20 protein-coding genes are annotated in these 21,416 nt (G+C 67.2%); 12 read left to right on the forward strand and 8 right to left on the reverse strand.

The window, feature by feature from the left end:
- Position 1 precedes the first annotated feature (1 nt).
- The 3 genes from RH91_RS04410 to RH91_RS04420 all read right to left on the reverse strand — a co-directional run bounded on the left by RH91_RS04410 (position 2) and on the right by RH91_RS04420 (position 3,590).
- The gene (locus tag RH91_RS04410) at positions 2–739 is read right to left on the reverse strand and encodes a hypothetical protein (RefSeq protein ID WP_010161357.1); all 738 of its coding nucleotides are present in this window, start codon (positions 737–739) and stop codon (positions 2–4) included.
- Positions 740–850: 111 nt separating this feature from the next.
- Complete coding sequence (locus tag RH91_RS04415; protein ID WP_029623599.1) at positions 851–2,302, reverse strand: ATP-binding protein; 1,452 nt, start codon at positions 2,300–2,302, stop codon at positions 851–853.
- An 88-nt stretch (positions 2,303–2,390) separates the two neighbouring features.
- Complete coding sequence (locus RH91_RS04420; protein WP_232283406.1) at positions 2,391–3,590, reverse strand: Y-family DNA polymerase; 1,200 nt, start codon at positions 3,588–3,590, stop codon at positions 2,391–2,393.
- Between the two features lie 365 nt (positions 3,591–3,955).
- Between RH91_RS04420 and RH91_RS04425 the strand changes: the two genes are divergently transcribed.
- On the forward strand, positions 3,956–6,385 hold the full coding sequence (locus RH91_RS04425) for a TonB-dependent receptor (protein ID WP_010161360.1): 2,430 nt from the start codon (positions 3,956–3,958) through the stop codon (positions 6,383–6,385).
- Positions 6,386–6,587: 202 nt separating this feature from the next.
- The gene (locus RH91_RS04430) at positions 6,588–7,217 is read left to right on the forward strand and encodes an outer membrane protein (protein ID WP_010161361.1); all 630 of its coding nucleotides are present in this window, start codon (positions 6,588–6,590) and stop codon (positions 7,215–7,217) included.
- Positions 7,218–7,286: 69 nt separating this feature from the next.
- Here the strand turns inward: RH91_RS04430 and RH91_RS04435 are convergent, their stop codons facing one another.
- Genes RH91_RS04435 through manD form a run of 3 tightly spaced genes read right to left on the reverse strand, consistent with a single transcriptional unit; the run spans position 7,287 to position 12,182 of the window.
- Complete coding sequence (locus tag RH91_RS04435; RefSeq protein ID WP_010161362.1) at positions 7,287–9,680, reverse strand: glycoside hydrolase family 31 protein; 2,394 nt, start codon at positions 9,678–9,680, stop codon at positions 7,287–7,289.
- Positions 9,677–10,936, reverse strand: coding sequence for an MFS transporter (locus tag RH91_RS04440; protein WP_010161363.1), 1,260 nt, complete (start codon positions 10,934–10,936; stop codon positions 9,677–9,679). Before RH91_RS04440 ends, RH91_RS04435 begins: the two co-directional genes overlap by 4 nt.
- A 37-nt stretch (positions 10,937–10,973) precedes the next feature.
- Positions 10,974–12,182 (reverse strand): D-mannonate dehydratase ManD, encoded by a 1,209-nt coding sequence (manD, locus tag RH91_RS04445; protein WP_010161364.1) that lies wholly within the window; start codon positions 12,180–12,182, stop codon positions 10,974–10,976.
- Positions 12,183–12,273: 91 nt separating this feature from the next.
- Between manD and RH91_RS04450 the strand changes: the two genes are divergently transcribed.
- Positions 12,274–13,047: a FadR/GntR family transcriptional regulator gene (locus tag RH91_RS04450; RefSeq protein ID WP_010161365.1), complete on the forward strand. Its 774-nt coding sequence runs from the start codon at positions 12,274–12,276 to the stop codon at positions 13,045–13,047.
- A gap of 165 nt (positions 13,048–13,212) precedes the next feature.
- Here RH91_RS04450 and RH91_RS04455 read toward each other — a convergent pair whose 3' ends face one another.
- Positions 13,213–13,686, reverse strand: coding sequence for a GFA family protein (locus RH91_RS04455; protein ID WP_010161367.1), 474 nt, complete (start codon positions 13,684–13,686; stop codon positions 13,213–13,215).
- 98 nt (positions 13,687–13,784) lie between these two features.
- Between RH91_RS04455 and RH91_RS04460 the strand changes: the two genes are divergently transcribed.
- Positions 13,785–14,210 carry a DUF2946 family protein gene (locus RH91_RS04460; RefSeq protein ID WP_010161368.1) on the forward strand — a complete coding sequence of 142 codons (426 nt, stop codon included), beginning with the start codon at positions 13,785–13,787 and terminating at the stop codon, positions 14,208–14,210.
- 188 nt (positions 14,211–14,398) lie between these two features.
- Positions 14,399–15,763: a PepSY-associated TM helix domain-containing protein gene (locus tag RH91_RS04465; RefSeq protein ID WP_010161369.1), complete on the forward strand. Its 1,365-nt coding sequence runs from the start codon at positions 14,399–14,401 to the stop codon at positions 15,761–15,763.
- Positions 15,764–15,774: 11 nt separating this feature from the next.
- Here the strand turns inward: RH91_RS04465 and RH91_RS04470 are convergent, their stop codons facing one another.
- Entirely contained in the window at positions 15,775–16,068 is a 294-nt protein-coding gene (locus RH91_RS04470; RefSeq protein ID WP_010161370.1) for a 4a-hydroxytetrahydrobiopterin dehydratase, read from the reverse strand.
- Between the two features lie 51 nt (positions 16,069–16,119).
- On the opposite strand from RH91_RS04470, the gene RH91_RS04475 reads away from it, so the two are divergent.
- From RH91_RS04475 to RH91_RS04505, 7 genes are all read left to right on the forward strand, one after another.
- Complete coding sequence (locus RH91_RS04475; protein WP_010161371.1) at positions 16,120–16,527, forward strand: metallopeptidase family protein; 408 nt, start codon at positions 16,120–16,122, stop codon at positions 16,525–16,527.
- Positions 16,524–17,120 (forward strand): heme ABC exporter ATP-binding protein CcmA, encoded by a 597-nt coding sequence (gene ccmA / locus RH91_RS04480; RefSeq protein WP_010161372.1) that lies wholly within the window; start codon positions 16,524–16,526, stop codon positions 17,118–17,120. Before RH91_RS04475 ends, ccmA begins: the two co-directional genes overlap by 4 nt.
- A complete protein-coding gene (locus RH91_RS04485) occupies positions 17,114–17,749 on the forward strand; it encodes a heme exporter protein CcmB (protein ID WP_010161373.1) in 636 nt (211 codons plus the stop codon). Before ccmA ends, RH91_RS04485 begins: the two co-directional genes overlap by 7 nt.
- 197 nt (positions 17,750–17,946) lie before the next feature.
- Positions 17,947–19,005 (forward strand): glycosyltransferase family 2 protein, encoded by a 1,059-nt coding sequence (locus RH91_RS04490; protein ID WP_010161374.1) that lies wholly within the window; start codon positions 17,947–17,949, stop codon positions 19,003–19,005.
- Positions 19,006–19,195: 190 nt separating this feature from the next.
- Positions 19,196–20,419 carry a tyrosine-type recombinase/integrase gene (locus tag RH91_RS04495; protein WP_010161375.1) on the forward strand — a complete coding sequence of 408 codons (1,224 nt, stop codon included), beginning with the start codon at positions 19,196–19,198 and terminating at the stop codon, positions 20,417–20,419.
- 125 nt (positions 20,420–20,544) lie between these two features.
- Positions 20,545–20,712, forward strand: coding sequence for a helix-turn-helix domain-containing protein (locus RH91_RS04500; protein WP_029623600.1), 168 nt, complete (start codon positions 20,545–20,547; stop codon positions 20,710–20,712).
- 205 nt (positions 20,713–20,917) lie between these two features.
- Entirely contained in the window at positions 20,918–21,109 is a 192-nt protein-coding gene (locus RH91_RS04505; protein WP_029623601.1) for a hypothetical protein, read from the forward strand.
- Positions 21,110–21,416: the final 307 nt, after the last annotated feature.

The following is a 21,416-nucleotide window of genomic DNA, read 5'->3' on the forward strand; positions in this document are numbered from 1 at the left end:
CTCAGTTGTCCTTCACCCCGACCGTCAGGTCGAAGCGGATCCTGACCCACGCCCCGATCATCGGTTTCCCCCCGATCCGCGGCGGGCGCACACGGAACTGCCACGCGGCCAGCCGCAACGCGCGCGACAGGCCCGATCCCGGGGGCGATTCGCCCAGCGAGCGGCAATTCTCGACGTGATAATCCTCGATCGTCTTGCACGCGATCAACCCGTAGCCGCTCTGCACCCCGGCGGGCAGATACGTCGCCAGTTCGGCGCGGGTCGGCTCGCGATACCATTCGGCGTTGTAGAGTGCCGCCCCGCCCGGTCCCTGCCCGGGACCATATGCCGCTACGCTGTCCTTGCCGGTTCCCTCGGAATCGCCCGACCCCTTGCTCGACGGGATCTTGCCGATGTCGGACGCGGCGAATTCGTCGTGGCTCAGCTCGATGAACTTCGGGCGCACCGGCGTGACGACGGGCGGCGGCGCGACCGGCGGCGGGGGCGCGGGCGAGGTCGTGCTGGTCGCCTGTTTCTGCTTGGTCGGGGTGCGCGTGCGCTGCGTCGGCTTGGGGCCGATCGCGGGGGCATCGGGCGGGACCTCGAAGGTCTTGAGCTCGCGTTGCGGCTTGGGCGGCGTGAAGACGCCGGTCCCGAGCTGCAACAGCAACAACGCGACCAGACCCTCGACGACCAGCGCAAGGATGATCCCGCGCGCCCGGCCGCGATCATTGGAAGAACGATAAGACGAGGATGCCATCAATACGGTGCCCAGAGCGCGTCTTGGCGCGCTGCACGATAATCGGGGCGATTCAAAGGCCCGTCCGTCCGCATGACGGCGATTTCATCCGGCATGCGCGGCCTGGCCCCGTCAACCCGCATCGGCAGGCTGGGTCGTCCAGCCGAGCGTCGGGATCGTCACCGAACGCTTCCCCGCAAGGTCGATCCGGGTGACGAACAGGTTGCGCCCCTCGATATAGCTGAGCACGCGCCGCGCGCGGCCGAGCGAGCTGGTGCCATAGGTCTGCGCGATCTCGGCATCGCTCGGGCAGGGCAGCCCCTCGCGCGCGGCCTTCGCCACGAGCAGGAACGCGCCGAGCATCTCGTCGGGAAGGTCGTGCGCGGTCGCGATCGCCTCGGCCCAATCGCCGTCGAGCCCGTCGAGGATGCCCGCACGCGCCGCCGCCAGCCGGCGCGCGAAGCCCGAGGGATCGAGCGGCGCGGGCGACACGCCGACCATCCGGCAGCGCACCTGGAAATCCTGGTACAGGATCGCCGCAGGCCGCGCGGTCGAATCCGGATCCTCGACGATCGCGGACAGCACGTCGCGGACGACCGCGGCGAGCTCCTCGTCGGTGTGGCGCGGCACTTCGGGAACGGGATCGGGGATCGAGTCCGCCGCGATCCGGTCGATCACCTTCGCGGCGGGTGCGGGGCGCGGCAAGGGCGCGGGCATCGGCATCGGTTCCTCGAGCCCGAGCAGCAGCAACTGCTTCATCTCGCCGGTCGGGGCCTGCGGGAGCGGCGTCAGCACCGGCCCGCCACCGCGCGACCCGGTCTCGACCGAACCGACCTTGATCGACACCGGACGGCGGCTGACCGCCGGCCCGAGCGCGAGGAAGGTGCCGCGCGGGAGATCACGGATCTGTTCGGCCTGGCGTCGCTCCATGCCGAGCAGGTCCGCCGCGCGCGCCATGTCGATGTCGAGGAAGGTGCGCCCCATCAGGAAGTTGGAGGCTTCCGCCGCGACGTTCTTGGCAAGCTTCGCCAGCCGCTGCGTCGCGATGATCCCGGCAAGCCCGCGCTTGCGCCCGCGACACATCAAATTGGTCATCGCGCCGAGCGACGCGCGCCGGACCTCTTCGCTCACTTCCGCGCCCATCGACGGCGCGAACACCTGCGCCTCGTCGACCACGACGAGCGCGGGAAACCAGTGCTCGCGCGGCGCATCGAACAGCGCGGAGAGGAAGGCGGCGGCGCAGCGCATCTGCCCCTCCATTTCGAGTCCTTCGAGATCGAGCACCACCGACGAGCGATGCTCGCGGATCCGCGTGCCGAACCGCGCGATCTCGCCGACCGAATAATCCGCCGCCGAAATCGCGATATGGCCGTAGGCGTCGGCGAGCGTGACGAAATCGCCCTCGGGGTCGATGATGATCTGCTGGACCTGCCCCGCGCTGCGTTCGAGCAGTCGGCGCAGCAGATGCGATTTTCCCGAGCCGGAATTGCCCTGGACCAGCAGTCGTGTCGCCAGCAATTCCTCGAGATCGATCGGTACCGACCGCCCGCCCGTGTCGAGCCCCATGTCGACTTGAAATGTCATGGCCGTCCAATGGCCGATGCCGGGGGGCATGAGCAAGCGCGGTGACGGGTCCGGGGGTGGAATTCGACGCCGCGCGCCGTGCGGCCGGTCAAAGCCCGAGCACGCCCTGTTCCGGAAGCGCACTGTCGTTCGCGGCCGAGCGCCGGATTCGGGTGCGCTCCCCCGGGGCGTCGGCGACGCCGCCCTCGAGCCGCAATTGCGTCGGCGCGAGCGGTTCGACCCGCGGCAGCGCGAACCGGATCAGATCGCACCCCGTCCGCAGATCGAGCGGATCGGCGAGCGCGGCGATCCGTTCGCGGAACAGCCGGACGAGCAGCGTGGGATCGCGCACCGGGAGCGCGGTCTTGATCGCAAGCGTGCGGACGGTGCCGTCGCTGTGGAACAGCCGGATGCAGAACCGCCGCCCGCCCTGATGCCGCGCTTCCAGCACCGCGGTCGCCTCGGCCGCAAGCGCGGTGATCGCGGCGCGAAGTGGCCGGATCCGCGTGATCGGGGCCGCGAAGCCGCGTTCGAAGGTGAGCGCGGGCAAGCGACGCCGCGGATCGAGGCCAGCGTCGTCGGTCCCGAACAGCCGTTCGAGCGCCTCGGCGGTATCCTCGCCGAAATGCTCGGCGATCGCGGCGGCGGGACACGCGGCGAGGTCGCCGATCGTCTTCACCTTGGCGTCGCGGAGGGTCGCCAACGTATCCGCGGGCAGTCGCAGCGCCGCGACGTCGAGCCGCCGCAACGCCGCCGCCGCGTTCGCGGCGGGCATCGTCCGGAAGCGGGCGAGCGCCTGCGCGGCGGCGGGGCTGCCGGCGAGCGCGTGACGGACGTCATCGCTCCAATTTCCCAGACGCGTTTCGAGGTCCGTCAGCAGCGCGTCCTCGCCGCCGAACGTTTCCGCGCATTCGGTCAGGTCGAGTGTAATCCCGTCCGATTCGTCCAGCGCGACCATCGGCGTGTAGCGCTCGCACAGGTCGGCGATCCGCTCGATCCAGTCCTGGTCCGCCTCGGACGCGACGTCGTGGATCGCAAGGTCGGGCACGAGCGCCTGCGCCGCCGCAACCGGCATCCCGGGCGCGACCCCATGCGCCTGCGCACGCGAATCGACCGCGCTGACGCGGATCGTCCCGCCCTCCCGCGCGACCAGCACCAGCGGCGCGTCCGTAGGCCCGGCGTCGCCCGGGGCACGCCGCGCCCGGTCGCTCGACAGGAAGGGGAACCACAAAGCGAGATACCGCCGCTCGGGTTCCGCCACCGCCACAACGGCCCGGCGCGCCGCCCGCGCGGAAACTTGTTTGCTCACAGTCCCACTCCACCAGCCAAAGCGCGCCAACGGGGTCGCGACGCGACCGACTCTGACTCAGTGTTCGTCCTATGTTCCGTATCGGGGAGAATGCGGGAGGGGTCAAGCCAGGGGTTGGGCACGAATTCTTTCCAGCGTCACCCTGAACTCGTTTCAGGGTCCACCGCGCCACAATGGCAGTCCGCGCTCGTCGCGCGGTGGATGCTGAAACAAGTTCAGCATGACGACATTTTAGAAGCTCGACAGCGTTGTCACAAAACTGGTCAAACCACTTGACAGATTTGCCGACGCTCTGGTCTAACAGATCCAATCGACAGCAATCCGACGGGCAAAAGTCCGCATATGCTTCCGGGGAGGACAGACACATGAACACCACCGCACGCTCGCGCCTTCACCTCGCAACCGCTGCTGCCGCGCTCGCGACGGCGCTGATGGCCGCCGCCGCCGCGCAGGCGCAAACCGCACCCACCGCGACGCCGCCCGTGCAGGCGCCAAGCACCGAACATACCCTCGCGCAGCCGGTGCCAAGCGACGACATCGTCGTCACCGCGCAACGCCGTTCAGAAAACCTCCAGACCGTCCCCGTCGCGATCAGCGTCGTCGGCGCGGAAGCCTTGCGCAGCGGCAACGTCAACAGCGCGGAGACGCTCGACCGGCTCGTCCCGTCGCTGACCTTCAAGCGCGGCACCGCCAACGTCAATTCGACGATCGCGATCCGCGGGATCGGGACGCAGTCCTTTGCCTCTGGCGCGGAGCCGAGCGTGTCGACGATCATCGACGGCGTCGTCTACGGTCGCTCCGGCATGGCGACGCAGGATTTCGCCGACATCGACCGGATCGAAGTGTTGCGCGGGCCGCAGGGCACGCTGTTCGGCAAGAACGCCTCGGCGGGCGCGCTCAACATCGTGACGCGCGCGCCGAGCAGCGTGCTCGCCGCCGACGCCTCGGTCGCCTATTTCGACAAGAGCGAAGTCCGCGCGACCGCCAACCTGTCCGGCCCGCTCAGCCAGAACATCGCCGCGCGGATCGGCGGCTATTACGGCTATTATGACGGCAACGCGCGCAACGTGTACAACGACAAGACCGTCAACGGCTACAAGCGCTGGGGGATCAAGGGCAAGGTTCGCGGCGACTTCGGCGACCTGACCGTCACGCTCGCGGCGGATTATTCGCACGCGAACGACGATTGCTGCGGCGACGTGCTCGGCACCACCATCCCCAACGCGCAGTTCAGCACCATCTTCCTGCCGCAGCAAGGCGCGGTCGTCCCGCGCTTCGGCAATCGCGACATCAACAATAATTTCGGCCCGGGCACGACCGACACCAACACCGGCGGTTCCGCGACGATCGACCTCAAGCTCGGCGATCACACGCTGACCTCGATCACCGCCTATCGCAACTGGAAGAACCGCCAGCTGCGCGACGGCGATTTCGGGTCGCAGAGCGGGCAATATGTCGCCGCCGCCTCCGCCACCACGCCCAATGCCGCGACGCAGAACATCGACCAGCGCGACGACGGTGCGCTCGATTTTAACCAGTATAGCCAGGAAGTCCGGATCGCCTCGCCGACCGGCCAGCTGATCGAATATGTCGCAGGCGGGTTCTTCTGGTGGACCAAGGAGCATGACACGTTCACGCGCTCCGACACCTTCTGCTCGGCCTCCACGCTGCCGATCGACGCGACCGGCTTCCGCCCCTGCAGCACCGCGCCCGGCGTCAGCACCTTTACCACCGCGACCGGCCCCGCCGCGTGGAACACGCGGTTCCGCAGCCAGGCGGGGTTCGCGCAGGCGACCGTCAACGTCAGCGAGGCGTTTAAGCTGATCGGCGGGATCCGCTACACGCATGACACCGTGTCCTACGATTATGCGCGCACCAACACCCCCGCCGGGGTCGCCGCCGCGCTGCGCCCCGGCATCCAGGGCCCCTTCACCTTCGCCGAGCGCACCAGCGCGAACGGCGTTTCGGGCAAGGCGGGCGTGCAGTTCCAGGCGACCCGCGACGTGATGCTCTACGGCACCTACTCGCGTGGATATAAGGGGCCGGCGCTCAACGTCTTCTACTCGATCACCGCCAACAACACCGGCGCGATCTCACCCGAGACGAGCAACGCGTTCGAACTGGGCGCGAAGACCAAGCTGTTCGACCGGCGGCTGACGCTCAACCTGGCGCTCTACAGCCAGGTGCTCGACAATTTCCAGGCGAACAGCTTCGTCACCATCCCGCCGCAGACCTTCGTCACGCTGACCAACGCGGGGCGCGTGCGCTCGCGCGGGGTCGAGATGGATTTCAGCTGGCGCCCGACCGACCGGATCTCGTTCAATGGCGGCTACACCTATAACGAGGGGGCGATCCGCGAATTCCGCTGTAACGCGGCGACGCTTACCCCCGCGCAGCTCGCAACCTGCGTCGCGCACAATGGCAAGCCGCTGCCGTTCGCGCCGAAGCACAAGTTCAACATCGGCGGCGACTGGAAACTGCCGGTCGACGATGTGCTGCCGTTCACCGTCCGGCTCGGCTCGGCGATCGCCTATTCGAGCCGGATCAATTTCGACCTCGACCAGACCCCGCTCGCGCAACAGGCACCCTATGCCCTTGTCGATGCGAACCTCACCTTCGCCACCCGAGACGGCCGGTATGAAGTCGCGCTGATCGGCAAGAACCTGACCGACAAATATTACACCAGCTTCGTCACGCCCGCGGGCAATGGTGTCAGCGCCTTGTCCTATGCGCGATTGCAGGTGCCGCGCGATGCGCAACGCTACTTCGGCGTGCGGCTCGGGGTCAAATACTGACGATCCCGCATGGTTAATTGCCCTGAGAGCGCGGCGGGAGACCTGCCGCGTTCTTTTCATTGGCAATTCCTGAACATCTCCTTAATCGCCGCCACCGCCCACACCCGCTGTTGCTGCAATGCAACAGGTTCCGGCAAAGGTCGATTTTGCGCGGATCGCTTTGTGTCCTGACGGGTTTGGCGGACCTCAACGGAGAACACACATGCGCAAATTTCTGATCGTAGCAGCCGCTGCAGCGGCATTCACGGCTGGCGCCGCATCGGCCCAGGACGTGACGACCACGTCGGCAGAGACCGCGAACACGTCCAACACGTCGTTCCGCGGCTTCCGCCTCGAAGGCAACGCCGGTGGCGATCGCTTCCAGTCGCAGGGCCAGCACAACGACAAGTTCGGCTACGGCGCGACGATCGGCTTCGACGGCATGATCGGCCAGCGGATCGTCGTCGGCCCGGAAGCGACCTACTGGAACGCAGACGGCGGCAATGAGAATTGCTCGGGCGTCAGCAACGGGACGGTCTGCCACAAGTCGTTCGAAGAGTTCGGCGTCGGCGTCCGTGCGGGTTACCTCGTCACGCCGCGCGCGCTCGTCTTCGGCAAGGGCGGCTGGGTCACGAACGAGCAGCGCAAGCGCTTCGACACGACGGCAGCAGGCCAGCGGTCGTTCTACGATCACGTCAACACGACCGGCTACCAGGTCGGCGGCGGCGTCGAGTACACGGTCGTCGAAGGCCGCCTGCCGGTCTATGCGAACGCACAGTATGTGTACTCGCAGTATAACGACCACACCTCGCGTCAGCGGATCATGGGCGGCATCGGCGTTCGCTTCAAGTAAGCGAACCGCCGTTCCGGCAGAGAGGGGCGCGCCCAGCGATGGGCGCGCCCTTTTTCGTGGCTCGAGCGGTTACAGCGTGACCCGGTAGATCGGACGATTGCCCGCCTGGCGTTCGGCCGTGCCGCCTTCGATCACGGTCTCGCGGGTTTCGGTGACGGGCAGGACGATCGAGATCGTGTTTGCCGATGATGCGGGGCCGTGTGATGTCACTTTGAGGGTGATGGTCTCGGCGGTCGCCACGCCTTCGATCCGCCAGACCTGCGGCTCGCTCCCGGCGCTTTCGCCATCGTCGTCATACCCGTCCCAGTCGAACGCCCCCGCCCCGACCGGAGGGAACAGCCAGACCCCAAGCTCCGGCACACCGGCGCGGAACCCGCCCGCCGCAAGATCGACCAGCATCGCCGACCCCGCGCGCGCGAACAGCGGCGGCGGGCCATCGAGCGGTGCGGGCACGTCCTGCGCCCCGCCGCCGTCGAGCACGGCGCCGGTCCACACGTCATACCAGTGCCCCTGCCCCGGCAACCGCACGCGGCGCGTCGTTGCGCCAGGCTCGACCACGATCGCGGCGAGGACGTCGCGCCCGATCATGTGGTCGTCGCCATCGACCCATGCGCCCGCATCCTCGGGATGATCGAGCCACAGCGGGCGCAGCACCGGCGCATAGTCGCGCGCATAGCGGTGCAGCAGGTCGTGGAAGAACGGGATCAGCGTCTGCCGCAGCGCCATCAACCGCCGGATCGCGGGGAGCGCGTCGGCGTGCATCCACGGTTCGTTGACGGTCCGGTCGTCGTTCCAGCTATGGATGCTGAAGCGCGGCATCAGTACGCCTGCCTGGACCCAGCGCACCAGCAGTTCGGCATCGGGCGCGGGGCCGGAGAAGCCGCCGACGTCATGCCCGCTGTTCGACACCCCCGACAGCGCGAGCCCCAGCCCCATCTTGAGATTGTAGCGCAGCGTCTTCCATTCGGTGCGATTGTCGCCCGACCAGGTCTGCCCGTAGCGCTGGAGCCCCGCCATCCCCGACCGTGTGACGATATAGGGCCGGACGCCCGGCGCATGCGCGACCTGCGCCGCGCGCGACGCGCGCATCATCAGCAGCGCCTGGAGCGGAAGCGCATCGGCGGCGGGGCGCGGCGCCCCGAAACCGTGGATCCGCGCGCGCGCGTCCCACACTTCATATTCGTTATTGTCGTTCCACGTCGCAGCGATGCCGTGGTCGAGCAACGCAGTCGTCACCTGTCCGCGCCACCAGGCGGCGGTCGCGGGGTTGGTGAAATCGAGATAGACCCCCGGCGCGCCCCAGAATTGCGCCTCGGTCGGCACGCCGTCCGAGTCCGCGACGAGCAGCCCGGCGTCGCGGACTTCGGCGATGCGCGGATGATCGAGCAGCATCGCGGGCTTGATGTTCGCGACCAGCCGGACGCCTGCCGCCGCATAGCTTGCCGCGAAGCCCGCAGGATCGGGGAATTTGTCGCGGTTCCAGTGGAACACGTAGCGCGTGTCGCCGATCGACGTGTAGCCCGACGACAAATGGAACGAGCCGCAGCCGATATCATGCGTCTCGATGCCGGTGATGAACTCCGCCATCCGCACCTGCGCATCGGGCGCGTCGGTGTAGCTCATCGTCGACCCCGAATAGCCGAGCGACCAGCGCGGCGGCATCGCGGGCTTGCCCGTCAGCCAGGTGAAGCGCCGCGTCACCGCTGCCGGATCGGGGCCGGCGATCATGTACAGGTCGAGATCGCCGCTTTCCGCCACCATGTGCCGATACGGCCCGTGGTAATTGTCCATCTCCTGCCCGAAGTCGAAGGTGACGCGCGCGAGCGTGTCGTAGAACGCGCCGTGGCAGACGCCGTCGCCCTGCGCGGTCAGGATGTACGGGATCGCCTTGTACAGCGGGTCGGACGTCTCGGCGTCATACCCCATCGGATCGACGCTGGTCAGCCGGAAGCGCCGCCCGCTGCGGTCCATCGCGCCCGCGCGCTCGCCGAGGCCATAGTGGCGCTCGCCCGGCTGGCGCGCGACATAATGATAGGTGCGACCGTCCCACCAGCCGAAGTCATACGCCTGCGTCGGGCGATCCGCCGCCATCGTGCGCCAGCCGCCGCCGACGCGTTGTTCCCAGACGCAGCGGAAGCCGTCGAGCGCGACCGTCAGCCGGATCCGCGCGGTCTCGATCACGAGCTGCCCGGGCGTCTCGGTCAACGCGAACTCGGGCAAGGCGAAGCCATCGGTCGCCATCCGGTCGCGCCCGGGTTCGGCGATATCCTCGGCCCCCGGCGCGATTGCCCAGCTCGGCATGCTGGTGACGCTGCCATCGGCGAGCAGCAGCAGCCGGACCACATCCTCCTCGAGCACGAACACATGCGCGACCTGCCCGCTATCCGCACGGAGCGTCACGCGGCCGGGCTCGCGCTCGGCGACCGCGAACAGCGGGGGAGCGGAAAGCGTCGCGCGTCTCATGCCAGCACCTTTTTCTCGGGAATCGCGAGCCGCCCGATCGTCAGGATCAGCACCCCCGCCCCGACCAGATCGAACACCGCGAGGCACGCGAACAACGGGCCGTAACCGATCGTATCCGCAAGTTGCCCGATCGCGAGCGAGAACAGCAGCCCGCCGGTCCACCCCGCCATCCCGACGAAGCCATTGGCGGTGCCGACCTCCTCGGGGGTGAAGACATCGGCCGACAGCGTGTTGATCAGCACCGAGATCATCTGGTGCGCAAACCCGCCGACGCAGAACAGCGCAATCGCGACCATCGGCCCCGACGCCAGCCCGATGCACCCCGGCGCGATCATCAGCACCGCGCCGATCGCGATCCCCGCGACCCGCGACGGAATGAGGTTCATCCCGGCGCGCTTCATCAGGAACAGCGAGAGATACCCGCCGAGGATCCCCCCGAGATCGGCGGCGAGAAACGGCAACCACGCGAACAGCGCGATCTGCTTGAGATCCATCCCACGCTCGGTCACGAGATAGAGCGGGATCCAGAAGCTGAACGTCTGCCACGCGGGTTCGGCAAGGAAGCGCGGCAGTGCGATCGCCCAGAAGCGCCGGGTGCGGAGAATCGCCTTGGCCGAAACCTTCCCCGGAACCGCCGCCGGGCGGTCTGCTGCGATCAGTGCCTGTTCCTTGGGGGTGATCGCGAAATGGTCGGCGGGGGAGCGGTAGAAGGCGTACCACAGCGCCGCCCACACCAGCCCGAGCGCGCCGGTGACGATGAACGCCATCCGCCAGTCGTACAGCGCGCTGATCCCGATCACGACCGGCGGCGCGAGCACCGCGCCGAGCGACGTCCCGGCGTTGAACCACCCGGTCGCGACCGAACGGCTGCGCGCGGGAAACCATTCGGCGATCGTCTTCATGCCCGACGGAATCGCCGCCGCCTCGCTCAACCCGAGCAGCCCGCGGAAGAAGGCGAGCCCCTGCCAGCCCCCGGCAAAGGCGTGGAGCATGTTCGCGACCGACCAGGCGATCGCGAACAGCGCGAAGCCGATCCGCAACCCGACCGAGTCGACGATATAGCCGCACACCGGCTGCATCACCGTATAGGCGAGCTGGAACGCGCCGACGATGTAGCTGTACTGCTCGGTCGAGAAATGCAGCTCGGTCTTGAGCTGCGGCGCGAGCACGCCAAGCGAGTTGCGCGCGAGATAGTTGAGGATCGTCCCGAGCGAGACGAGCCCCACGATCCACCAGCGCAGCCCGCGGAGCTTCACCCGCCGCTCCGCCGACCGGCGATGGCGGAGGGTGCGCTCACCAGTTCCACATCGTGCCGTCGCGCAGCCGCGCGATCGGCAACTGGCGCGGATCGTACGGATATTTCGCGGCCTCGGTCTCGTTGATATCGACGCCGTGGCCCGGCGCGTCGCCCGGATGGAGCATCCCCGCCTCGAACGTATAGGCATGCGGGAAGACCGCGTCGGTCTCGGGGGTGTGCCGCATATATTCCTGGATCCCGAAATTGGGGACCCAGCTCTGGAAATGCAGCGACGCGCCCATCGTCACCGGCGACAGGTCGGTCGCCCCGTGGCAACCGGTGCGGACCTGCCAGATCGCCGCGAAATCGGCAATCCGGCGCAGATGCGTGATCCCGCCCGCCCCCACGATCGTCGCGCGGATGTAATCGATCAACTGGTTCTGGATCAGGTCCTTGCAGTCCCACAAGGTGTTGAACACCTCGCCGACCGCGAGCGGCGTGGTGCTGTGCTGGCGGATCAGCTTGAACGCTTCCTGGTTTTCGGCCGGGGTCGCATCCTCGAGCCAGAACAGGTCATAGGGTTCGAGCGACTTGGCGAGCTTGGCGGCTTCCTGCGGGGTCAGCCGGTGGTGCGCGTCGTGGAGCAGCAGCGGGGTGTCGCCGAACTTGGAACGCAGCGCATCGAACAGTTTCGGGGTGTGGCGCAGATATTCAGGCGTCGACCAGATCGTCTCGCTCGCGAGCGCGGCGTCGGCGGGTTCGTAGAACAGTTTGTCGGTCGACACGCCGTACGGCTTGTCGAGCCCGGGGACGCCGCTCTGCGCGCGGATCGCGTGATAGCCAAGGTCGATATAGCGCGCGACCTCGTCGCTGGTGTGCGCGATGTCCGCGCCATTGGCATGACCATAGACCATCACGCCATCCCGGCTCTTGCCGCCGAGCAGGTCGTAGACCGGCGCGCCGAGCGCCTTGCCCTTGATGTCCCACAAGGCGACGTCGACCGCGGCGATCGCGCGCATCGTCACCGGGCCGCGCCGCCAATAGGCACCGCGGTACAGCAATTGCCAGATATCCTCGATCCGCCGCGCATCGCGACCGATCAGCAACGGGCAGACGTGATCTTCCAGATAGCTGACCACCGCCTTCTCGCGCCCGTTGAGGGTCGCGTCGCCGATTCCGTAGACGCCCTCGTCGGTCACGATCTTCAGGGTCACGAAATTGCGACCCGGGCTGGTTACGATCACGCGGGCTTCGCGAATGCGCATCTCGACTTGTCCTCTCCGTCGTTGGGGTTACGCTAGCGGAGCCGATCCGGCGTGTCTATATTGGCCTGACCAATTTTTGAGGAGTTGTCGCATGGCGGTTCAGCCACGCGAAGAGGGCAATCGCCTGTACGCACAAGTCGCGCGAACGCTCGCCGCGCGTATCGCCGAAGGCGTGTATCCGCTGGGCGGGCGGCTGCCGTCGGAACGCGACATCGCTGCCTCCACCGGCGTGTCGCGCCCGACCGTGCGCGAGGCGATCCTCGCGCTCGAGCTCGACGGACTGGTCGAGGTGCGCACCGGCTCGGGCGTGTATGTCGCTGCGCTCGCGCCCGCGCGTGCACAGGCGGACACCAGCGGGTTCGGCCCGTTCGAGATCCTCGAGGCACGCGCACTGATCGAGGGCGAGACCTGCGCGCTTGCCGCGACGCTGATCGACGATGCCGGGGTCAGCGCGCTCGCCGCGATGATCGACGCGATGGAGCTCGAAAACGAGCGCGACGTCGAGCGGTCGGAGGAGATCGACCGACGCTTCCATCTCGGTATCGCCGAGGCGACGCAGAACAGCGCGCTCGTCGCAGCGGTCGATTCGCTGTGGGCCGCGCGCGACCGTTCGCCGCAATATCGGTTGCTGTCGGACAAGGTCCGCCGTGCCGGGATCAAGCCGCGCGCGGGCGAGCATAACGCAATCCTCGCCGCTTTACGCCAGCGCAACCCGCACGCCGCGCGCAACGCAATGCGCGACCATCTGCGCCGCGTGATCGATTCGCTGTTGCAAGCAACCGAGAGCGAGGCGGTCGAACAGGCGATCGAACAGGCCCGCGCGACGGTCGCCGCGACGCGGCAGCGGTACAGTGGGATCGCGTGATGGAAACGGCGGGCGTTTAACTGCCCGTTCTGCTCCGCCCCATCCCGCCGTCATGCTGAACGTGTTTCAGCATCCGCCGTGCAACGACCATCGATTGGGGTCACGGCACGGTCGACCCTGAAACACGTTCAGGATGACGCCGGTAATCCAAAGACCTAGCTTTGATCACGCCGGCCGAATGTCGCTCGTCTTGAAGGCCGCGACGATCGGCGATGGATCCTCGAACTCGGTCTCGTAGATGAACGCCGCCGACAGCCGCGCCCAGGGGAGTGCCGAGCGCGTGAAGATCTCGGCGATCGGGCGGACCCAGGTGCGATCGTCCAGCGACGACGGGCGGACGATCACGCTGTCGGGGGATCCGGTCGTCGTCGTATGCGTCCAGCCCGCGCAATCGGGGCAGACGTAGCGGGTCGAGGTCGCCCCCGATTCCGCCTGCTTGTCGAGCGCGCGCGGGGGCGTGTCGGACGTAACGGTGAACCCGTCCTTCGCGACCGCAAGCCCGAGCGAGAACGCCGAAGCGGTCATCTGCTGGCAGTCCGTGCAGTGGCACGCCATGGTGAACAAGGGCGGCTGGTCGATCCGGTACCGGATCGTACCGCAGAAGCAGCCGCCATCGAGCGGGAGAGCGAAATCGGTCATGGCACCTCAAACGCACCAATACGGATTCGGTGGCACGAAGCGGAACCGGGCGGTTTGTCCAAGTGACAGCGAGTCCTGCGCAGGCTAGCGCAAACGCGATGGGTCCGCTCCGTATCCTCTTGCGACGCAACGCGCTTGCCACCTGGATGGTGATTGCGGCGGCGGTGCTGATGAAGGCGATCGTGCCCGCGGGTTTCATGCCGGAGCGGACCGCGAGCGGGATCGCGGTGGTGCTGTGCCCGGGAATGGCGACGGCGCCCGAGCGCGCGGGCGTCATGCCTGGAATGGCGGCCCCTGCGCTGTCGCCGCCCCGCAAGGGGCATGACCAGGCTCCGGCAAAACCCGATGTCCCCTGTGCCTTCGCGGGGCTGACCGCGCCGAGCTTCGGCGGGATCGACCTCGTCCTGCCGGCGATCGCGATCGCCGCTACGCTCGCGGCCGCGCGCCTGTTCGCTCCGAACGCGCCGATCGCGCGCCGCGCGTTCCTGCGCCCCCCGTTACGCGGCCCGCCCGCGATCGCTTGAGCCTTGCCGGGGCGGGTCCGCCACCCGCCCCAGAGGATCGATCGCGCGCCGCTTGCGCGCATCGGACAGGAATTTCCCATGACAGAACGTACCCGCTCTCGCGGTGCGGCCGTGACGCTCGCCGCGCCGGCCGGCCCCGTGCCGACTGCCGTCCCCCGATCGCGGGCGTCGGCCCCTGCGAGAAGACCATGAGCGTCCTGGCGCCGGGGACCCGTTGGTACAATACGGTGTGGCGCTGGCATTTTTATGCCGGCCTGCTGTGCATCCCGTTCGTCCTGTGGCTCGCGCTGACCGGGTCGCTGTACCTGTGGCGGCCGCAGGTGGAAGCCTGGCTCGACCAGCGGTTCGACCACCTCGCGACCAGCGCGCCCGCGCGATCACCCGATGCGCAGGTCGCTGCGGCGCTGCGCGCGGTGCCGGGGGCGAGCCTGCGGAGCTACGTGCTGCCCGATGCGCCGGGCCACGCCGTGCGCGTCATCGTCACCAGCGGTGGCGTGGACACGCGCGTCTATGTCGACCCCGCGACACTGGCGGTGTTGCACGTCGCCCCCGAGGCGACCCGGCTGTTCCCGCTGCTCTCCCGACTCCACGGCGAACTGCTCGCGGGGACGATCGGGAGCGGTATCGTCGAGATCGCCGCGTGCTGGGCGGTGACGATGCTGCTGACCGGGCTGTACCTGTGGTGGCCACGCGCGCGGCGGGGGCTCGGCGGGGTGCTGTATCCGCGCCTTCGCGGGGGCAAGCGGCTGTTCTGGCGCGATCTTCATGCGACGGCCGGGATCTGGGTGTCGCTCTTCGCGCTCGGGCTGATCGGGACCGGACTGCCCTGGGCGAACGTTTGGGGCAGCTATCTGGTCGAGATCCGCGCGCTGACGGGGACGAGCAACGGGCCGGTCGACTGGACGATCGGGGGCAAGCCGCCCAAGCCCGATCCCGCCGCCGACCTGCATGCCGACCATGCGGGGATGGCCGGGATGGCCGGCATGATGGCGCAAAGAAGCGCCGCTGCGCCCCCCGGGGGCGACCTTACCCGGGTCGTGCGCGCGGCGCAGCCGCTCGCGCTCGCGCCGCCGGTGCTGGTCGCGCCCCCCAAGACGCCCGGCGCGCCGTGGAAGGTCTCGTCCGACGCCGCCGACCGCCCCCTGCGCGCCGAGGCGACGTTCGACGGGGCGACCGGGCAGATCCTCCACCGCAGCGACTTTACCGAGCGCCACTGGATCGACCGGCTGATCGGTTACGGCATCGCGGCGCACGAGGGCGCGCTGTTCGGGGTCGCCAACCAGATCGCGGGGACGCTGACCGCGCTGCTGCTCGCGCTGCTCGCCGGGTCGGGCGCGGTGCTGTGGTGGCACCGGCGCCCGGTCGGGCTGCTCGGCGCGCCGATCCCGCTCACGCGCCCGCGTTATGGACCGGTGCTGATCGGCGGCATCGTCGCGCTCGGCCTGTCCATGCCGCTGTTCGGCGCGACCCTTCTGCTGGTGCTTGCGGTCGAACGGCTGGTGCTGCGCAACCTCCGCAGACCCAAGCGGTGGCTGGGGCTGTCGCTCGTGTAGCGCGCGCGCCCTTATACCGTCAGCGCCTCGATCGCCTCCGCCATCGCCACGTCCTTGTGCGACAACCCGCCCGCGTCGTGCGTGGTCAGCGCGATGTCGACGCGATTCCACACGTTCGACCATTCGGGATGATGATCCGCCTTTTCCGCAAGGAACGCGACGCGCGTCATGAATGCGAACGCCTCGCTGAAATCGGCGAAGGTGAAGCGCCGCGTGATCGCATCGCGCGATTCGTCATAATCCCATTCGTCGAGCGCATCGAGCGCGGCGGCCCGGTCTTCGTCGTTCAGCGGCTCCACCGTCACCTAATGCTCTCCCGCTGGCGCAAGGCGCGCCATCGCCGTAAGACTTAGCGCATGGCGCTGACCGATCAACTCCCGCCCGATGCCGACACGATCGAATCGATCGCGCGGGCGACGATCGCGGGGCTCCCGCCCGAATTTCGCGCGCATCTCGGCGACGTCGTGCTGATCGTCGAGGAGTTCGCCGACGACGAGACGCTCGATGCGCTCGGGATCGAGGATCCGTTCGACCTGTCGGGGGTCTATCACGGTCGCCCGGTGGGCGAGAAATCGTCGATGGATTCAGGGACGTTGCCCGACCGGATCCACCTCTACCGCCGCGCGATTCTCGACGAATGGGTCGCGACCGGAATCGCGCTGACCGAGCTGGTCGCGCATGTCACGATCCACGAGATCGGGCATCATTTCGGGCTCTCGGATGCCGACATGCACGCGCTGGAAGCGGCGGCGTCGGACCGGTGAGCGACCACCCCGCCGCCTTCGCCTTTTCGGGGGTCAGCTGCGTGCGCGGCGGGCGGCTGCTGTTCGAGGCGCTGTCCTTCGCGCTTGCGCCCGGCGACGCTGGGCTCGTGTCGGGGCCGAACGGGGTCGGCAAGTCGAGCTTGCTCCGGATCGCGGCGGGGTTGCTCCGCCCGGCCGCCGGAACCGTGACGCATCCCGCGACGCGCGCGTTGCTCGCGGAGGCGCATGCGCTCGATCCGGCGCGGCGGCTGGTCGATGCGCTCGCTTTCTGGGCCTCGCTCGATCCCGACACCGCCGCGGCGCGCGACCGGGCGCTGCGCGCGCTGGGGGACGTCGATCTCGCGGCGATCGCCGAAGTCCCGGTCCGGCTGCTCTCAACCGGTCAGCGCCGCCGCGCCGCGCTCGCGCGCGTCGTCGCCAGCGGCGCGACGCTGTGGCTGCTCGACGAACCCGCCAACGGGCTGGACGTCGCCAGCGTCACGATGCTCGAACGGCTGGTCGCGCAGCATCGCGCAGCGGGCGGGATCGCGCTGGTCGCGACTCACCAGCCGCTCGCGCTCCCCGCCGCGCAGCCGATCGTCCTGTCATGCTGACGTTGATCGCGCGCGACCTGCGGATCGGCTGGGCAAGCGGCGGAATCGTCAATGCGGTCGCCTTCTTCCTGCTCGTCACGATCCTGTTCCCCTTCGCGGTCGGGCCAGACACCGCATTGCTCGCACGGATCGGTGGGGGCGTCATCTGGGCCGCCGCGCTGCTCGCCGCGCTGATGCCGGTCGAGCGGCTGGTCGGCCCCGACCTCGACAGCGGTGTGATCGACCAGCTTGCGGTGCGCGGGGTGAGCCTGTCGGCGGTCGCGGCGGCGAAGATCGTCGCGCACTGGCTCGGCTTCGGGCCGCCGCTGATGCTCGCCGCGGTCCTTGCCGCCGGCTTGCTCGGCCTGCCCGCCGCGACGCTCGGCGCGGTCGAGCTCGGGTTGCTGATCGGCACCCCGGGGCTGGCGGCACTCGCGGTCGCGACGTCCGCGCTGGTGACGGGGTTGCGCGGCGCGGGCTCGGTCGCCGGGCTGGTGATGTTGCCGCTTGCGGTCCCGCTGCTGATCTTCGGCGCAGGGTCGATCGAGGGCGGAATGGGCGCGCTCAAGCTGCTCGGCGCGGTCAGCCTGCTGTTGCTCGCGGGCGCGCCGTTCGTCGCGGCGGCGGCGATGCGCGCGGGGATGGAGTAGGCCGCGGCTTTCCGCCAAGACGATCGCGGCGGCCTGATGGTGAAGCTGGATCGGATCGGTCCAGTATTCGAGTTGCAATCTTTCCGGAGCCGTTATAATTTTGGCAAACGCTACTGATACATCCCGTCTGCCCGTTCGTACTGTTCACAAGCAGCTACCAGAGGCGAACTGTCTTGATGACCACTATAGACACTATAGTGACACCGGAAGATCAAGACCTCGTAACCATCGTCATCATCAACTATAATTATGCGGCGTATCTCGCGACCGCGATCGATAGCGCGCTCGCGCAGGATCATCCCGCGATCCAGACCATCGTCGTCGATGACGGATCCAGCGACGGGTCGCGCCATATCATAGAATCCTACGGTTCCGCGGTCGAGGCGCTCTACTGTCCGAACAGGGGGCATTCGGCGGCGCTGAATACCGGCTATTCGCGCACGCGGGGAAACGCTGTCCTGTTCCTCGACGCGGACGACCTGCTCCATCCGACCTGTATCTCGACCGCGCTGCGAAACCTGATGCCGGGCGACGTCAAAATCCAGTTCCAGCTCGAAACGATCGATCCACAAGGGGTCAGCCAGGCGATGGCGTTCCCGTATTTCAGTGCGGCGTTCACGCCCGCCGAAGTGCGCCGCCAATCGCTGCTGTCGGGCTGGTATGCCTGGACCGTATCGACCGGCAATCTGTACCGCCGGCAGTATCTGGACGCGGTGTTGCCGCTGGACGACACCAAGATCTACCGATCGCCCGACGGCTATCTGAACAAATTAGCGCCCTTGTTCGGCAACGTTCGGTCGTTGGCGATCCCGCTCGGGGCCTACCGCGTGCATGGACGCAACCAATGGGCGTCGGCGGCCGGTGCCTGGGATATCGCGGCGGCCGTTCGCTGGCTCAGGTTCGAAAGCGCGCTCGAGGACGCCTTCCTGCGCGTTGCAGCGCACCGGGGCATTGCCGTCCGCCGCCCATTGTTGTCGAGCTTTCACCAGTTGGAGAGCCGGATCCTAGTGTTGCGCTTCGCCACGGATCGCCCGCTGCCGGACGACAGCCGGCGAAAGGCCATCGCGGCGGCGCTGAACTGGTTGCTGTTGCTGCGGACGGACGGATGGGCGGGCGGCATTGGTCGGCTGAGCTGGCTGCTGTTCTTAGCTTTCGCGCCGCGGGACATGGCGCTTGCGCAGATGCGCGTCGCGCGCGCGCAATCGGGTCGCTCGCTGTTCTGGCGACGGGCGGTCAACTGGACGCGGCGGTTGTGAACCGATGGCGCGCTGCGATGGGGGGGATGGCTGGATGCCCCGTGAGGACTAGAAGTAGATGTTCGCCAACCATCGTCGTTGTTCGCCACCGCCTTTACGTTCCCGCATAGTTCCGTGTTGATCGTTCGCCATGTTCCGCTACTGTTCGCCAGCAACCGCGCCAAAGTGTGGTATCGGATGTGGGGCCATTATGGGTAAGCTGACCGTCGCCTTCGTGAGGAATGCCAAGCCTGGCCGTCACGGAGACGGCAAAGGGCTATGTTTGGTCGTGAAGCCGTCCGGCGGTAAGTCCTGGGTCTTGCGGATCCAGCACGGCGGCAAGCGCCAGGACATAGGCCTTGGCTCCGTCGATCTATCGACGCGCTCATCCGAAGACCGGCGCGAGTCCGAGAAGCTGCCCATCTTATTGCGGCGCGATCTGACACTAGCTGAAGCCCGGGAGAAGGCGGACGAGTTGCGGAAGTTCGCCAAGTCGGGTCGCGACCCAATCGCCGAGCGAGATCGCGACCGTGCAGCCACGCCCGACTTCAAGAAAGCTGCGGAACTGGCACACGCTGCGTTGAAGGACGGATGGGAGACGAAGAACGCCGCGGCCTTCCTGTCGCGACTCGAGACCCACGCGTACCCCCTATTGGGAAAGATGCCGGTTAACGAGATCGATAGCGGTGAGATCCAGGACGCACTCAAGGCAATCTGGCTAACCAAGCCCGCCATGGCGCGGAAGGTGCGGCAGCACATCGCGACCGTGCTGAACTACGCCAAATCGAAGAACTGGCGTGACAGCGAGGCACCAAGCAAATCGGTCAGCGTCGGCCTACCCAACCAGCCGGAAGGCAGCAACTTCGACGCTATGCCCTACGCCGAGGTGCCAGCGTTCGTCGCCGATCTGACGTCGAAGCCTGACACTAATGGCAGGCTGGCCCTCTTGCTCGTTATCTTCGCCCCTGCACGTCCCGGCGAAGCCCGTCATGCTCGCTGGAAACATATCAATTTTGACAAGTGGGAGTGGAACCGCCCCGCCGAAATGATGAAAAACAAGAAGGCTCATACTGTAACGCTGAACGCCCCCGCAATAAAGTTGCTCGAGCGCATAAGAGACGAGCGATCGCCGAAAGCGGATGATCTAGTTTTCCCCGGTCGCGGTGGCAGCCCGCTATCGGACATGACCCTTACTGCCGCACTGAAAACTGCAAAGCAGGCTTGTGACGCGCACGGCTTTCGCAGTTCATTTCGGGACTGGGCTGCGGAGAAGATGCCGGAAGTTCCTGATCCTGTCGTGGAAGAGGCAATGTCGCATTTGGTGCCGGATAAAGTGATCCGCGCCTACAAGCGCACTAAGTTTATGGAGATGCGACGCGATCTGCTCAATGCGTGGGGCGTGTTCTGCGCCGGAGCCGCCATCGATCAGGCGTAATAGGCAAGGTGTGACGTATACGTCACCTGTTGTGACACTCGGAAAGTAGGACACAACACGAGCCCGCAATTACCTAGTACCAACGTCGTTGCCCGCTGGAATTTCCCAGCATTCAGGAGGCAACGATGGACCCCGTCACAGTCACCGTGGAAGACGCCAAGAAGGCGCTCGGCATTGGCCACACGACGATTTACCGACTCTTCAACGAAGGCAAACTCGACACCGTAAAGATCGGTCGAAGGACGCTAGTAAAGATCGATAGCATCCGTGCGCTCGTAGGCCAGGCTGCGTGATCGATGATGCTCGAAACGGTTGGGGTATCGGAGCCCCATAAGCGGAAAGGCCGCCCTGTGCCGGGGCGACCTTTCACGAATTTCATCAGCAGTAACGACACTTCAGATAGCACGCACGCACTCAGGATTCAACGACTTCGACTCTTCGGGATCGACGGCCATCGCGCGAATATGGTCGCGTCACTGGCTTGGGGGGAGACGCTCGATGTCTGACCCCGGCAACCTCGCTGAAATGTTCGCCCTGCCGCCCCACCTTGCCGCGCTTCAGCTGCTGGTGAACCGGTGCCCCGATGCGGTTTCTCGGAAGGCACTAATCGTCTGCGCTGGATCGTGTGAAGCGATCGGCCGTGACGAAGGCTTTGTCATGGTCACTGCCAACCAGCTGGAGACGGCATAATGGCGTGGATCTATCCACCAGCGTCTTGGGCGCATGCTCGCGCGGCACGTGCGGTTCGCGGCAAGGCCCCTCGCCTCGCGGTGCGGCGATCAATCTTGATGAGCCAAACACCACACGGATCATGGACCGTCGCTATTTGCGAATGGCGTTACGGGAAATGGAAGAAGCCAGAATGGCTTTGCCAGTCGGTACCGTTCGAGCAGGCCCGTGACGTCACGATGCAAGCTTGGCAGCGATACCGACTGCCAGTGTCCTGGAGCTATTCGACAGACACCCGCCTCCGTCCATTTCTCTTTGGCCAGTACGA

Source organism: Sphingomonas sp. PAMC 26617 (genome assembly GCF_000242835.1).
In the GTDB taxonomy this organism is placed as follows: Bacteria; Pseudomonadota; Alphaproteobacteria; order Sphingomonadales; family Sphingomonadaceae; genus Sphingomonas.

Bases quoted from the DNA above. Each gene is read 5' to 3' on its own strand.
- RH91_RS04415 (WP_029623599.1), bottom strand. From the start codon at position 2,302: ATGACATTTCAAGTCGACATGGGGCTCGACACGGGCGGGCGGTCGGTA.
- RH91_RS04455 (WP_010161367.1), bottom strand. From the start codon at position 13,686: ATGACCGATTTCGCTCTCCCGCTCGATGGCGGCTGCTTCTGCGGTACG.
- RH91_RS04485 (WP_010161373.1), top strand. From the start codon at position 17,114: ATGCTGACGTTGATCGCGCGCGACCTGCGGATCGGCTGGGCAAGCGGC.
- RH91_RS04450 (WP_010161365.1), top strand. From the start codon at position 12,274: ATGGCGGTTCAGCCACGCGAAGAGGGCAATCGCCTGTACGCACAAGTC.
- RH91_RS04500 (WP_029623600.1), top strand. From the start codon at position 20,545: ATGGACCCCGTCACAGTCACCGTGGAAGACGCCAAGAAGGCGCTCGGC.
- RH91_RS04410 (WP_010161357.1), bottom strand. From the start codon at position 739: ATGGCATCCTCGTCTTATCGTTCTTCCAATGATCGCGGCCGGGCGCGC.
- RH91_RS04435 (WP_010161362.1), bottom strand. From the start codon at position 9,680: ATGAGACGCGCGACGCTTTCCGCTCCCCCGCTGTTCGCGGTCGCCGAG.
- RH91_RS04505 (WP_029623601.1), top strand. From the start codon at position 20,918: ATGTCTGACCCCGGCAACCTCGCTGAAATGTTCGCCCTGCCGCCCCAC.
- RH91_RS04465 (WP_010161369.1), top strand. From the start codon at position 14,399: ATGAGCGTCCTGGCGCCGGGGACCCGTTGGTACAATACGGTGTGGCGC.
- manD (WP_010161364.1), bottom strand. From the start codon at position 12,182: ATGCGCATTCGCGAAGCCCGCGTGATCGTAACCAGCCCGGGTCGCAAT.
- RH91_RS04495 (WP_010161375.1), top strand. From the start codon at position 19,196: ATGGGTAAGCTGACCGTCGCCTTCGTGAGGAATGCCAAGCCTGGCCGT.
- RH91_RS04425 (WP_010161360.1), top strand. From the start codon at position 3,956: ATGAACACCACCGCACGCTCGCGCCTTCACCTCGCAACCGCTGCTGCC.
- RH91_RS04460 (WP_010161368.1), top strand. From the start codon at position 13,785: ATGGGTCCGCTCCGTATCCTCTTGCGACGCAACGCGCTTGCCACCTGG.
- RH91_RS04430 (WP_010161361.1), top strand. From the start codon at position 6,588: ATGCGCAAATTTCTGATCGTAGCAGCCGCTGCAGCGGCATTCACGGCT.
- RH91_RS04475 (WP_010161371.1), top strand. From the start codon at position 16,120: ATGGCGCTGACCGATCAACTCCCGCCCGATGCCGACACGATCGAATCG.